This window comes from Streptomyces sp. NPDC020845, from assembly GCF_044334165.1.
Taxonomy (GTDB): domain Bacteria; phylum Actinomycetota; class Actinomycetes; order Streptomycetales; family Streptomycetaceae; genus Streptomyces.
This window is the reverse complement of sequence record NZ_JBIRSJ010000010.1, coordinates 321,658-334,389: the sequence shown is the minus strand read 5'-3', so window position 1 is coordinate 334,389 and position 12,732 is coordinate 321,658. Positions and strand designations below refer to the sequence as shown.

13 protein-coding genes are annotated in these 12,732 nt (G+C 72.7%); 8 read left to right on the top strand and 5 right to left on the bottom strand.

Going from position 1 to position 12,732, the window contains the following annotated elements; translation table 11 throughout:
- Positions 1–98: 98 nt before the first annotated feature.
- Together ACH4U7_RS27565 and ACH4U7_RS27560 are read right to left on the bottom strand one after the other, a co-directional pair.
- Positions 99–806, bottom strand: coding sequence for a hypothetical protein (locus ACH4U7_RS27565; protein WP_398530500.1), 708 nt, complete (start codon positions 804–806; stop codon positions 99–101).
- A 202-nt stretch (positions 807–1,008) separates the two neighbouring features.
- Entirely contained in the window at positions 1,009–1,914 is a 906-nt protein-coding gene (locus tag ACH4U7_RS27560; protein ID WP_398530499.1) for a hypothetical protein, read from the bottom strand.
- Between the two features lie 162 nt (positions 1,915–2,076).
- Between ACH4U7_RS27560 and dapE the strand changes: the two genes are divergently transcribed.
- Both dapE and ACH4U7_RS27550 read left to right on the top strand, forming a co-directional pair.
- Positions 2,077–3,171: a succinyl-diaminopimelate desuccinylase gene (gene dapE, locus ACH4U7_RS27555; protein WP_398530498.1), complete on the top strand. Its 1,095-nt coding sequence runs from the start codon at positions 2,077–2,079 to the stop codon at positions 3,169–3,171.
- 123 nt (positions 3,172–3,294) lie between these two features.
- Positions 3,295–4,044 (top strand): TIGR00730 family Rossman fold protein, encoded by a 750-nt coding sequence (locus ACH4U7_RS27550; RefSeq protein WP_398530497.1) that lies wholly within the window; start codon positions 3,295–3,297, stop codon positions 4,042–4,044.
- A gap of 67 nt (positions 4,045–4,111) precedes the next feature.
- Here ACH4U7_RS27550 and folP read toward each other — a convergent pair whose 3' ends face one another.
- A complete protein-coding gene (gene folP, locus ACH4U7_RS27545; RefSeq protein WP_385620529.1) occupies positions 4,112–4,972 on the bottom strand; it encodes a dihydropteroate synthase in 861 nt (286 codons plus the stop codon).
- A gap of 119 nt (positions 4,973–5,091) precedes the next feature.
- Here folP and ACH4U7_RS27540 point away from each other — a divergent pair, with 119 nt between their 5' ends.
- Positions 5,092–5,634, top strand: a complete 543-nt coding sequence (locus ACH4U7_RS27540) for a cell division protein DivIVA (RefSeq protein ID WP_398530496.1) — start codon at positions 5,092–5,094, stop codon at positions 5,632–5,634.
- Positions 5,635–5,823: 189 nt separating this feature from the next.
- Positions 5,824–6,420, top strand: a complete 597-nt coding sequence (locus ACH4U7_RS27535; RefSeq protein ID WP_398530495.1) for a DNA-3-methyladenine glycosylase I — start codon at positions 5,824–5,826, stop codon at positions 6,418–6,420.
- Positions 6,421–6,487: 67 nt separating this feature from the next.
- On the opposite strand, the gene ACH4U7_RS27530 is transcribed toward ACH4U7_RS27535, so the two are convergent.
- Positions 6,488–7,291, bottom strand: coding sequence for an enoyl-CoA hydratase-related protein (locus ACH4U7_RS27530; protein ID WP_398530494.1), 804 nt, complete (start codon positions 7,289–7,291; stop codon positions 6,488–6,490).
- A 369-nt stretch (positions 7,292–7,660) separates the two neighbouring features.
- Here ACH4U7_RS27530 and ACH4U7_RS27525 point away from each other — a divergent pair, with 369 nt between their 5' ends.
- The gene (locus tag ACH4U7_RS27525; protein WP_003966491.1) at positions 7,661–7,828 is read left to right on the top strand and encodes a DUF3117 domain-containing protein; all 168 of its coding nucleotides are present in this window, start codon (positions 7,661–7,663) and stop codon (positions 7,826–7,828) included.
- Between the two features lie 126 nt (positions 7,829–7,954).
- Here ACH4U7_RS27525 and ACH4U7_RS27520 read toward each other — a convergent pair whose 3' ends face one another.
- Positions 7,955–8,620 carry an O-methyltransferase gene (locus tag ACH4U7_RS27520; protein ID WP_089504983.1) on the bottom strand — a complete coding sequence of 222 codons (666 nt, stop codon included), beginning with the start codon at positions 8,618–8,620 and terminating at the stop codon, positions 7,955–7,957.
- A 131-nt stretch (positions 8,621–8,751) separates the two neighbouring features.
- Between ACH4U7_RS27520 and sigE the strand changes: the two genes are divergently transcribed.
- From sigE to ACH4U7_RS27505, 3 genes are all read left to right on the top strand, one after another.
- Positions 8,752–9,534, top strand: a complete 783-nt coding sequence (sigE, locus tag ACH4U7_RS27515; RefSeq protein WP_078610905.1) for an RNA polymerase sigma factor SigE — start codon at positions 8,752–8,754, stop codon at positions 9,532–9,534.
- Positions 9,531–10,430: an anti-sigma factor family protein gene (locus tag ACH4U7_RS27510; RefSeq protein WP_398530493.1), complete on the top strand. Its 900-nt coding sequence runs from the start codon at positions 9,531–9,533 to the stop codon at positions 10,428–10,430. Before sigE ends, ACH4U7_RS27510 begins: the two co-directional genes overlap by 4 nt.
- Before the next feature lie 299 nt (positions 10,431–10,729).
- Positions 10,730–12,718 carry a trypsin-like peptidase domain-containing protein gene (locus ACH4U7_RS27505; RefSeq protein WP_398530492.1) on the top strand — a complete coding sequence of 663 codons (1,989 nt, stop codon included), beginning with the start codon at positions 10,730–10,732 and terminating at the stop codon, positions 12,716–12,718.
- The last annotated feature ends 14 nt before the right edge of the window (positions 12,719–12,732 follow it).

The window sequence follows — 12,732 nt, the reverse complement described above, 5'->3', positions numbered from 1 at the left end:
ACCGCCGCGTGGTCGACCGTCGACAGGGGCTATAGCGCCCTCCGGGGCACCTCCCAGCGGTAGCTGGGGGAGAGCCGAGCCCTCAAAAAAGGGGGCCCTCAGCCGCCGAGGATCGGCAGGCCCTTGACCGGCAGGCCGTCGGTCAGGGAGCTGGTGGGCAGCGTGCTCGGGGCGGCCGGGATGGCCTGGGCGGGCTCGCTCGCCGCGGCCTTTCCGGCGGCGGCCTTGCCGACCTTCCTGGCCTTGCCGGCCTTGCCGGTGACAGCCTTGCCGACCTTGCTGGCGACGGCCTTGCCGCGGCTCGGGGCGGCGTGGCGGCCCTTGCCACCCTTGGCCTTGGTCTCGGTCATGGACTTGTCGGCCACCGCCTTGCCGTGGTCGCCCTTGTCGGCCTTCGCCGCCCCCACCTTTCCGGTCACCTTTCCGGTCTTGCCGGCGACCGACTTCGCCCCGGAGGCCGCCTTGCCGGAGGCCGCCCTGGCCTCGGAGGTGGCCTTGCCCGCAGCGGCCTTGTCCGCGGGCCGGGCGACCGGAGCGGTCTGCTCCGGGCCCCGGAGGGCACGCGTGACGGTCCCGCCGGCCTTGCCGCCGACCTCGCCCGCCGCGCTTCCGACGTGCTGCGAGGCGGCGTCCGCGAGGCCGCCGACCGCTGCGGTGTCGAGCGCGCTCAGCCCACCCAGCTTGGGGGCCTGCGTCAGGGACAGGTCCGCTGCACTCGCGGCGCCGGCGGCACCGACCACGGGAGCGGCGCCCGCTGCGACCAGCAGCGCGGTCCGGGCGATCCGACGCGTGAGGGGGAGGGACATGATGCTCCTTTGACGGAGGGACATTTGGCGTGGATGTCCGGCAGCCGGACGCAGTGAATACCGCGTGAGAAGCGGGAAGGTTGCGGTGCGTCAAGGTAAAGAATTGGCAATGCGTCGCATAATCCGTTTCGGATGTGAGCGAGCATCTATAAATGTCACCGGACCCGCTCTGACCCGCCGTCACCAGCGGTGATCTGCCGCGTTATCGGGCGATGGCGATACGAACTTCCGGTCCGGAGTCCTCGTCGGTGGTATGCCAGCCGGCCCGCAAATTCCCTGCGGTCCATACATGGTTGCCATAAGAAACGCGTTCGATGCGCAACTCGTCCGAGTGGGCCACCGCCCAATAGGCCAATTCCCAGCCGTTGCGCTCCGCCCCGCCGCGGGCCCGGGTCGCCCCGGTCGACACCCGCACCATATGCGCGGTCGCGGCGCGCCCGCCGCCCTGCCCGGCCGGCCGTACCGCCGCCGCCACCTCGGTGCCGAACTCCCGCTTCAACTCCGCCCGGACCCGCGCCGGGTCGCCCGGAACCCCGTCGTCCGGCGGGCCGGGGCAGGAGAAGGCGGCCGCCGAACGCCCCGTCAGCGCACCGGTCAACACCACGGCCTCGGTTTCGTGCTTCGCGTACGCCTGCGGGTAACCGCTGTACTGCACCCGCTGGGCGGCCACCGTGAGCGGGAGCCGCGAGTAGCCGGGGACCTTCACCAGGTGGTCGTAGAACCGCCCCGTGGCGTAGACCGGATCCTGGATCTGCCGCGCGGTGCCCCAGCCCTGCGAGGGCCGTTGCTGGAAGAGCCCCAGTGAATCCCGGTCGCCGTGGCGGATGTTGCGCAGCCCCGACTCCTGAAGCGCGGTGGCCAGCGCGATGGTGACGGCCCGCTCCGGCAGCCCCCGGGAGGCGGCCACCGCCTCGATCGTGGCCGCGTTCACCGCCTGTTCGGGGGTGAGCGCCAGATACTCGCCCTCCGCCCGTACGAAGCAGCGGGGCGGGCCCCAGCCGCCGGTCGCGATGTGTACCGCCACATATCCGACGAGGGCCAGCAGTACGGCGCAGGCGATCGCGGCGCGTGTCCGACGGGCGCGGCTGGCGAGGACGGGCAGGGGCACGGCGCACACGTTACTTGAGGGCCGCCCGGCCCGGACCGACATGTGTCAAGAGGCACGTCACCGGCCCGGGAGGCCCCGCCGCCACCGCCCTGCCCGGCCGCCGTGGCCACCGCACCGCCACTGCCCGGCCGCCGTCGGCGAGGACGGGCTAGGGTCGGTTCCATGGCACATCCCGCACTTGATCTGTCCCTGGACGCCGCCCGGCTCACCGCCCAGCTCGTCGACTTCCCCTCGGTCAGCGGCGACGAGAAGGCGCTCGCCGACGCCGTCGAGGAGGCGCTGCGCGCCCTGCCGCATCTGACCGTCGACCGCGACGGGGACGCCGTCGTGGCCCGGACGAACCTGGGGCGGGCGGAACGGGTGGTGCTCGCGGGGCACATCGACACCGTGCCGATCGCCGACAACGTCCCGTCCCGGCTTACTGGTGACATCAGTGGCTCCGCCACGGGTCAAGGCGTGCTGTGGGGCTGCGGCACCTCCGATATGAAGTCCGGCGTGGCCGTACAGCTGCGCGTCGCCCAGGCCGTGCCCGCCCCCAACCGCGATCTGACCTTCGTCTTCTACGACCACGAAGAGGTCGCCCTGGAGCTCAACGGGCTGCGCCGGCTCGCCGAGCGGCACCCCGAGTGGCTGGCCGCCGACTTCGCGGTGCTGCTGGAGCCCACCGACGGCAAGGTCGAGGCCGGCTGCCAGGGCACCCTGCGGGTGCGGGTCACCACCAGCGGCAAGCGCGCCCACTCCGCGCGCAGCTGGCTCGGCGAGAACGCCATCCACAAGGCCGCGCCCGTCCTCGACCGGCTGGTCGGCTACCAGCCGCGCCGCGTGGACATCGATGGGCTCACGTACCGTGAAGGGCTCAACGCGGTGCGTATCGAGGGTGGCCACGCGGGCAACGTCATCCCGGACTTCTGCGCCGTGACCGTCAACTACCGGTTCGCCCCCGACCGCTCCGAGGCCGAGGCGCTCGCGCATGTGCGAGAGCTCTTCGACGGGTTCGAGGTGGAGGCCACGGACAGCGCGCCCGGCGCGCTGCCGGGCCTGTCCCACCCGGCCGCGGCCGCCTTCGTCGAGTCGATCGGCACGGAGCCGGCCCCCAAGGACGCCTGGACGGACGTCGCCTTCTTCTCTGCGCTCGGCGTGCCCGCGATCAACTACGGCCCCGGCGATCCGCTCCTCGCACACACCCGCGAGGAGCATGTGAACACCGCGGCGGTGCTGGAGGCCGAGCAGCGGCTGCGGGCCTGGCTGACCGCCTGACCGCCCTTTTAGCGCCCTTTTGAGGGCTCGGTTCGGACTTGGCTGACGCGCCGAATCCAGGGGCCTACGCTGAACGACAGATCTGCGGCTGATCGGAGGCAGATCGTGGCGAAGGGAGCACACATGGGCAACGCCGAGGACGAGCGGACGCTGCAGGAGCAGCGCGAGGGCCCGGTCGTGCGCCGACGCCAGCAGGTGCGGCCCGGCACGACCGACCAGCGGCTGCTGGACAGCCAGGGAGCGACCCACTGGGTGCACGAGGACCCGTTCCGGGTGCTGCGCATCCAGTCGGAGTTCGTCGAGGGCTTCGGCGCGCTCGCCGACCTCGGCCGCGCGGTCAGCGTCTTCGGGTCCGCCCGTACGCCGGAGGGGTCGCCCGAGTACGAGGCGGGGGTGCGGATCGGGCGGGCCCTCGCGGAGGCGGGGTTCGCGGTGATCACGGGCGGCGGCCCGGGGGCGATGGAGGCGGCGAACAAGGGCGCGTGCGAGGCGGGCGGGGTCTCCGTCGGGCTCGGCATCGAGCTGCCGTACGAGCAGGGCCTCAACCCGTACGTCGACATCGGCGTGAACTTCCGCTACTTCTTCGTCCGCAAGACGATGTTCGTGAAGTACGCGCAGGGGTTCGTGGTGCTGCCCGGCGGGGTCGGCACCCTGGACGAGTTCTTCGAGGCGCTGACCCTCGTGCAGACCAAGAAGGTGACCCGCTTCCCGATCGTCCTCTACGGCAGCGCCTACTGGCAGGGCCTGGTGGCCTGGGTGAAGGACACGCTCGTCGCGCAGGGCAAGGCGAGCCCGATGGACCTGGAGCTGTTCCGCCTCACCGACGACGTGGACGAGGTGGTCGAGCTGATGACGAAGGAGTCCGGCGGCTGACCCACCGGCCGATCCGCCGGGTCACCCGTCGGACGGCCCGTCGCCCGTCGCCCGTCGCCCGTCGCCGTCAGGCCACGCCGCGCCGGGCGACCGCCGGGGGCCGGTGACCGGCGATGGAGGACACCATGTCCAGCACCTGGCGGGTCTCGGCCACCTCGTGCACCCGGTAGACCCGCGCGCCGAGCCAGGCCGAGATCGCGGTTGTCGCGAGGGTGCCCAGCAGCCGCTCCTTGACCGGCCGGTCCAGCGTCTCGCCCACGAAGTCCTTGTTGGACAGCGAGACCAGCACGGGCCAGCCGGTCTCCGCCAGCTCGCCGAGCCGCCGGGTGGCCTCCAGCGAGTGCCGGGTGTTCTTGCCGAAGTCGTGGCCCGGGTCGATCAGGATCGACTCGCGCTCCACGCCCAGCTCGACGGCGCGCCGCGCGAGCTCCAGTGTGACCCGCAGGATGTCGGCCACCACATCGTCGTACGCGACCCGGTGCGGCCTGGTGCGCGGCTGGGCGCCGCCCGCGTGGGTGCACACCAGACCGGCGCCGTACCGGGCGGCGACCTCGGCCAGCTTGGGGTCGACCCCGCCCCATGCGTCGTTGAGCAGATCCGCGCCCGCCTCGCAGACCGCCTCCCCGACCTCATGGCGCCAGGTGTCCACGCTGATCACCACGTCCGGGTGGCGTCGGCGCACCTCGGCCACGAAGCCCACCGTGCGGCGCACCTCCTCGGCGGCGCTCACCTCGTCGCCGGGACCGGCCTTCACCCCGCCGATGTCGACGATGGCGGCGCCCTCCGCCACCGCCTGTTCGACACGGTCCAGGGCGGGCCCGTCGTGGAAGGTGGCCCCCCGGTCGTAGAAGGAGTCCGGCGTCCGGTTCACGATCGCCATGATCACTTGTTCGTTCTCGCCGAACTCACGCCGTCCGAGCCGTAGCATCCGCACTTCCTCTCGCTTCCTCCCCAGAGGGGCTGCGAGCGACGATAACTGTCGGTGGGGCATGGCACGATCGAGGCAGACTGGTAGGACGTACGCGCGCACCCGGGGAGACGATCGTCGTGTTTTGGTTCTTGCTGATCGCGCTGGTCGTGGTGGTCGGCGCGGTCACGGTCGCGGTCGTCGGAGGTGGCGACGGCGGCGCGCTGGCCGAGGCGCCCCCCGACCGGCTCGATGACGCGCTGCCCGCCGACCGGCCGCTGGGCCGTGCCGATGTGGAGGCCCTGCGCATCCCGATGACCGTGCGGGGCTATCGCATGGCCGATGTCGACGATGTGCTGGGCCGGCTCGGCGCCGAGCTCGCCGAGCGCGACGCCCGGATCGCCGAGCTGGAGACGGCCCTGGCCGGGGCGCAGGCGTCGGCCCACGGCGGGCCCGGGCTGCTGCAGCAGCCCGGCGGTCTCCCGCCGCACGACATCGCTCCACCAGGTCTCCCGCCGCACGACGTCGCGGCGCCCGGTCTCCCGCGCGACCTGCCGCCGCCCGGGCTGCCTGCTCACGACCTGCCTGCCCACGGCCTGTCCCCGCACTCGTACGACCCGCCCCCGCAGCATCCGCCCGCGCCGGACGTCCCGCCGCGCGGGCCGGAAGGGGACGGCGCATGAGCGAGCGAGCAGTGACGAGGGAAGCTCGCGCGTTGGAGCGCGCCGGGACTGAGCGGGAGGGACCGGTATGAGCGTGTCTTGGGGTGCTGTGCGGGCTGGACTGAGGAGCCGCGCAGCGACGGAGGAGCGAGCGGTGACGAGGGAAGCTCGCGCGTTGGAGCGCGCCGGGACTGAGCGGGAGGGAGGTGCATGAGCGCCGGGGAAGTGGTGCTGGGGCCGGACGGGCTGCTGCGCTGCCCATGGGGCGGGCTGGAGACCGAGAACATGGCCGACTACCGCGTGTACCACGACACCGAGTGGGGACGCCCGGTCCATGGCGACGACGCCCTGTTCGAGCGGATCTCCCTGGAGGCGTTCCAGTCCGGTCTGTCCTGGCTGACGATCCTGCGCCGCCGCGAGGGCTTCCGTGCCGCGTTCGCCGGGTTCAAGATCGCGGCGGTCGCGGAGTTCACGGAAGCGGATGAGCAGCGGCTGCTTGGCGACTCCCGCATCATCCGCAACCGGGCCAAGATCTCGGCCGTCGTGTCGAACGCGCGGGTGGCCGCCGAGCTGGCGCCGGGCGAGCTGGACAAGCTGATCTGGTCCCACGCTCCGAACGCGGTCGGCCGCGCGGCGCCGCGGACCTTCGAGGACATCGCCCCGATCACCCCGGAGTCGACGGCGCTGTCCCGCGACCTCAAGAAGCGCGGCTTCCGTTTTGTCGGACCGACCACGGCCTATGCCCTGATGCAGGCGTGCGGCCTGGTCAACGACCACCTGGCCGACTGCCATGTCCGGGGTGCCTGAGTTCGTTCCGGGCTCGGTTCTCCCTCAGCGGTAGCCGGGGGAGAGCCGAGCCCTCGGGAGAGGAACCTCACCGGCCGGTGAAGGTGGGTTTCTCCTTCTTGACGAACGCGTCCACCGCGGCCAGGTGGTCCTCCGAGGCGCCCGCGCGCCGCTGGAGCTCCTCCTCCTTGGCCAGCGCCTCGGTCAGGCCGTGCCCGGCCGCGTAGGCGAGGGATTCTTTGATCGCCGCATAGGCCGCGGTCGGGCCCTCCGCCAGTTGCCTGGCCACCGCCGCCGCCTCGGCGGCCAGCTCCGCGGCCGGGACGACCTTGTTCGCGATGCCCAGGTCGTAGGCGTCTTGAGCGCTGATCGAGCGCGGGAAGAGCAGAAGGTCGCCGGCGCGGCCGTGGCCGATCAGCCGCTGCAGGGTCCAGGAGACGCCGGAGTCGGCGGTGAGGGCGACCCCGGCGAAAGAGGTGTTGAACGAGGCGGTGTCGGCGACGAGGCGGTAGTCGGCGGCGAACGCGAAGCCCGCGCCCGCGCCCGCCGCGACCCCGTTGACCGCGGCGACGACCGGCTTCGGCATTCCGGCGATCGCGGTCACGATCGGGTTGTAGTGCAGCCCGACGGTGCTCATGGTCGAGCCCTCGCCCTTCCCCGCCCGGTCGGCCGCCAGCAGCTCGATGTGCTCCTTGAGGTCCTGGCCCACGCAGAAGGCGCGGCCGGTGCCGATGAGCAGCACGGCCCGTACGGCCGGGTCCCCGGCGGCCTGTTGCAGGGCGTCGCGCAGGGCGACCTTGGTGGCGATGTTGAGCGCGTTCATGGCGTCGGGACGATTGAGGGTGATCGTCGCGACTCCGTCGGTCAGCTCGTAGAGCACGGTGTCGGCCATGGTGGGTCCTCCGGTGCGGCTGGGGCGCGGCTCGGGTGGCGCCGCATCGGCGGCCCGGTCCGGGCCCCGGCACGGCGGTCAGCGCTCAGCATGCCGAAAGATCGGCGAGACCGACATGTGACCTGCGTCAAAGAATCCGGTGCTTCGTGAACCGCCGCCGGGACGCGCCCCGGGCATCGGCGCCCGTACGGTATCGCGACCCCTCCCCGAATTGGGTGGTTTTGGGCGAGCGCGTTGTGCAGGGGTTGCCGACTGATGTTGGTCATCGGGTCGTGCCATGCGGGATAATGACAAGGAAGCAACGTGTTCGATGCCGGTGACACCTGGGTTGTCGGCTGCGATGAGCTGGTTTCAGGAAGGGGAACGAGCATGGCGGCCATGAAGCCGCGGACGGGCGACGGCCCGCTCGAGGTGACCAAGGAGGGGCGGGGCATCGTCATGCGCGTTCCGCTCGAAGGCGGCGGTCGGCTCGTCGTCGAGCTGACACCGGACGAGGCCGACGCGCTCGGCGACGCCCTGAAGAAGGTTGTCGGCTGAAGCCATCGGTCCCACCACCACCCGTGTGCCGCCCCGGCGGCCGGTATGGACATATACCGGCCGCCGGGGCGGTGCTTTGATACGAGGCCCCGACTGGTCTCTGCCTGTCCCCGCGTCCAGCCGCGGCTAGCCGCGCTTGACCGCGCAGAGCAGCCCGTCGCCCACGGGCAGCAGGGACGACTGGAGCACGGTGGACTCCCGTACGGTGCGCAGCAACTCGCGCAGGCGCAGCACTTCGGCCGGCTGCACCGCGGAGTCCACGGTCCGCCCGTTCGCGAAGACGCCCTCGAAGCAGACCAGTCCGCCGGGCCGCAGCAGGCGCAACGATTCACCGAGGTAGTCAAGGCACTCGGAGCGGTCGCCGTCGCAGAACACCAGGTCGTAGCCGCCATCAGCGAGCCGCGGCAGCACGTCCAGCGCCCGCCCGGGGATGAAGCGCGCCCGGTTCCCGGTGAAGCCGGCGGCGCGGAACGCCTGCCGGGCGAACTGCTGCATCTCCGGTTCGGAGTCCACGGTGGTCAGCACGCCGTCCGGCCGCATGCCGTTCAGCAGGTGGATGCCCGAGACCCCGGTCCCGGTGCCGATCTCGGCGACGGCCTTGGCGTCCGCGGCGGCGGCGAGCAGGCGCAGCGCCGCGCCCGTGCCGGACGACACCGAGCGCATCCCCGCCTCCCGGGCCCGGTCACGGGCCCAGCGCAGGGCTGCGTCCTCGGCGACGAACGCATCGGCGAACGCCCAGCTCGTCTGCCGGTTGGCGGTAATGGCCCTCTCCTGTCCCCGTAGTTGACGCAAGCGTGACTGTAGCCGCTGCGCCGGGGAACCCGCAGATGGGACCGGGCGTTGGAAGGGGAGGGGGGGAGCATATGGATCACGAACAAATGCAGGTCAAAAATGCTTATCCGGAGCTAACGGGCGAGGTGGATATGGTAGGGGCTCTACTGGACACCACCAGAGCCGACAGGGGAGGTGCGGCTGCGGCCGGTGACCGGAGAGTGCTGAGGCGCTTTCGCAGGTCAGCGGGCGAGCCGAAATCCGTGACCGACATTGCTGACCGTCCTCGTTCCGTCGATACCGCTACGACCGCGACCTTCGCCACCGACGCGGACGCTCCGGCGTGGACACCTCCTACCTGGGAGGAGATCGTCAGCACGCACAGTGCACGGGTCTACCGCCTCGCGTATCGCCTCACCGGCAATCAGCACGACGCCGAGGATCTGACCCAAGAGGTCTTCGTCCGGGTCTTCCGCTCGCTGTCCACCTACAGCCCCGGGACCTTCGAGGGGTGGCTGCACCGCATCACCACCAACCTCTTCCTCGACATGGTCCGCCGCCGCCAGCGCATCCGCTTCGACGCGCTCGGTGAGGACGCGGCCGAGCGGCTGCCCAGCCGTGAGCCTTCTCCCCAGCAGCATTTCAACGACACGCACTTCGACGCCGATGTGCAGCAGGCCCTCGACACCCTCGCGCCGGAGTTCCGCGCGGCCGTCGTGCTCTGCGATATCGAGGGGCTGTCGTACGAGGAGATCGCCGCGACCCTCGGTGTGAAGCTCGGCACGGTGCGCAGCCGGATCCACCGTGGTCGCTCGCATCTGCGCAAGGCCCTCAAGCACCGCTCGCCCGAGGCCCGGGCCGAGCAGCGCACGGTGACGGCGGTGCCCCGCCCCGCCACCGCGCCCCGGTTGAGCGGGGAGGTCGGAATCGCGTGACCCGGTCAGGCGGTCAGTCCCCCGCCGAGCAGCATCTCGGCGACCGCCTTGCAGCTCTGGTCGATGGCGAGCTGGGGCACGACGCGCGTGAGCGTGTGCTCGCACACCTCGCGACGTGCTGCAAGTGCAAGGCGGAGGCCGACGCTCAGCGGCGGCTGAAGAATGTATTCGCGCAGACGGCGCCTCCCGCTCCCTCGGAGGGCTTTCTCGCGCGGCTCCAGGGCCTGCCGGGCCTGTCGGCGGATGAGGCCGACGGCGGCGGTGGCGACAGCTCGCCGTTCGGCGGCTCAAGCGTCTTCGGCGTCCCGGACACCCGGGGCGTTCGTGGCGTGCACGAGGCGCGGGAGCAGGCGTTTGCGTTTTTGCCCACAAGCCGGGCGGTGAGCCCGGCCGCCTCGTCCGCCGCCGTCCCGCGTGAGCGCGGGTTCCGGATCCATGAGGTCGGTCGCCCCGCCCCGCGCCGGCGGTTCGCCTTCGCGGCCGCGGGAGCGGTGTCGCTGGCCGCTTTCGCGCTCGGCGCCGCCCTTCCGCTGGACGCGGCGGTCGACTCGCCCGGGAGCCAGGCGGAGGGCTCGGACAGTGCGGTGAGCCCGGTCGGCGTGAGTTCCGCGGTCGCGGAGACCGAGACCATGGGGTTGCGTGAGCGCACCCGCCGTGAGGTGGGGCTGCTGGATGTGGCCGCTCCGGTGGACACGACCTCCCCGAGCACGACGCACTCCCGGACCCTCAGCGAGGCCTCCGGCGGCGTCCCGGACCCGTTGATCCAGCCCATCCTGGCGGCCACCCGGCTGCTGCGCGCCGCCGCGGCCACGCCCGCGCCGACCCAGATGGCGGACCCCTCCCAGCCGGCGACGCGGACCCCGCCGTACCACGGATTCAGCGCGCCCCCGAAGTAAGCCCTGTCTCCCCGATCTCTGTGACGGTGACATCAGCGGCTGACGCCGCGGGGGCCGTGGCGTCAGGTGGCGCGTGCCAGGCGTTGCGGACCCACAGAGCTCGGGGAGACAGGGCCGGGGGGCCGCTGGGCGGCGCGCCCCGGCCCGTGCGGCGGGTGCCGGGCGGCTCGTGGCGTACGCGCTGCGCGGGCGTCGGTGGACCTGATTGAATCGGCTACTGGGCAGCGCCACCCGGTGGCGGTGGCGGCTGTCCCGAGGCGGCGCAGTCCGCGCCGTGTCGCGGGAAACCTGGGGAGATCATGGACGAGGGTAAGGCCACCGGGCCCAAGCCGAAGTGGTGGAGCCGCCCGGTCACACGACCCGGTCGCCGTTCTTCATCCGAGGCCGATGCGCAGCCCGCGGGAGACACCACGGCCGGGGATTCGACGGCGGCGTCGGGCGCGGCCGACGGCGGCGTCGGGCACGCGCCGGGCACAGCTGACGGAGCGTCGGCCGCCGCGGCGGTGGGCGATACGGGGGCGGTTGACTCGGTGCCGGGCGAGGCGATGGCCGCCGGGGCCGAGTCCGGACCGGCGCCCATGGCCCAAGCCCCCATCGACAACCCTGTCGGTGACGGTGTGTCGGACCAGCCGCCGTCACCCGCGGCCGGTGGCCACAGCGGCGAGGGTGAGGGTGGCGGGGACGGAGCCGCGGCGGGAGCCGAGTCCGGTGCGGAAGGCGGGCAGACCGCCCATCCGCTGCACGCCCCCGACCCGTACAGCACACCGCCCTACGGCGGTCCCGGCCCCTGGGCGCCCGCCCCTCCCGTGCAGCGGCCCATGCCGACCCCGGCCCATGGCACCACCCTTCCGCCCGGCATCCACCCCGGCGCGACCCCCGCGCACGGCACCCAGGTGCCGCCCGCGGCGGCCCAGGCCGTGCCGCCACCCGGGATGACCCCGGCCCAGGGCACCCAGATGCCCCCGGCCGCGATGGCCCCGGCCGGGATGACCCCGGCCCACGGCACCCAGCTCCCGCCGGGCACCCAGCTCCCACCGGGCGCGCAGGGGGACCCGGCCGCCGCCACCGCCCAGCTGCCGCAGCAGTCGGGGCAGCCCCTGCAGTCCCAGCCGGGGCAGGCCGCGCAGTGGCAGCACTACGACCCGTGGACCTCGGCGCCGGACGTGCCGCGGAAGCCCTCGCGCCGCCGCGGGCTGGTCGGGGCCGTGCTGATCGCGCTGATCGCGGGCTGCCTCGGCGGCGGCATCGGCGCGTATCTGGAGCATGAGCGGACCACCGAGGACGGCGCGGTGCACCTCCCGCAGGCGTCGGCCGACCAGGGTGCCGTCGACCCGGACAGCGTCTCGGGCATCGCCGCGCGGGCGCTGCCGGGCGTGGTGACCATCCATGTCAGCGGCGGCACGGAGCAGGCCACCGGCACCGGCTTCGTGCTCGACGAGCAGGGCCATATCCTCACCAACAACCATGTCGTGGAGCCCGCCGGTTCGGGCGGCGCCATATCGGTGACGTTCAGCGGCGGCGAGGTGGCGGACGCCAAGGTGATCGGCCGGGACAGCGGCTACGACCTGGCGGTCATCAAGGTCGACGGTGTCTCAGGACTGCATCCGCTGGCCCTCGGCAACTCCGACTCCGTGCGCGTCGGCGACCCCGTCGTGGCGATCGGCGCCCCGTACGACCTGGCGGGCACCGTGACCTCCGGGATCATCAGCGCCAAGGAGCGCCCCATCACCGCGGGCGGTGAGCAGGGGGACGGCAGCGATGTCAGCTATGTCGACGCGCTCCAGACCGACGCCCCGATAAACCCGGGCAACTCCGGCGGCCCGCTGGTGGATTCCAAGGCGCGGGTCATCGGCATCAACAGCGCGATCCGCGCGGCCGACGACGGTTCGGGGCTCGGCGGCAGCCAAGGCGGCAGCATCGGCCTGGGCTTCGCGATCCCGATCAACCAGGGCAAGCGGGTCGCCGAGGAGCTGATCAACACCGGCAAGGCCACCCACCCTGTGATTGGTGTCACGCTCGACATGGAGTACGCGGGGGACGGCGCGCGGGTGCACACCCGGGGCGCCGACGGCCCGCCGGTCAACCCAGGCGGCCCGGGGGACAAGGCCGGGATCAAGGCCGGCGACATCGTCACGGAGGTGGACGGCGTACGGGTGCACAGCGGCCAGGAGTTGATCGTCAAGATCCGCAGCCACCGCCCTGGCGACCGGCTCCGGCTGACGCTGCGCCGGGACGGTCGGGACCGGACGGTGGAGCTGACGCTCGGTTCGGCCAGCGGCAGCGGCTGACACGCCCGGCTGGT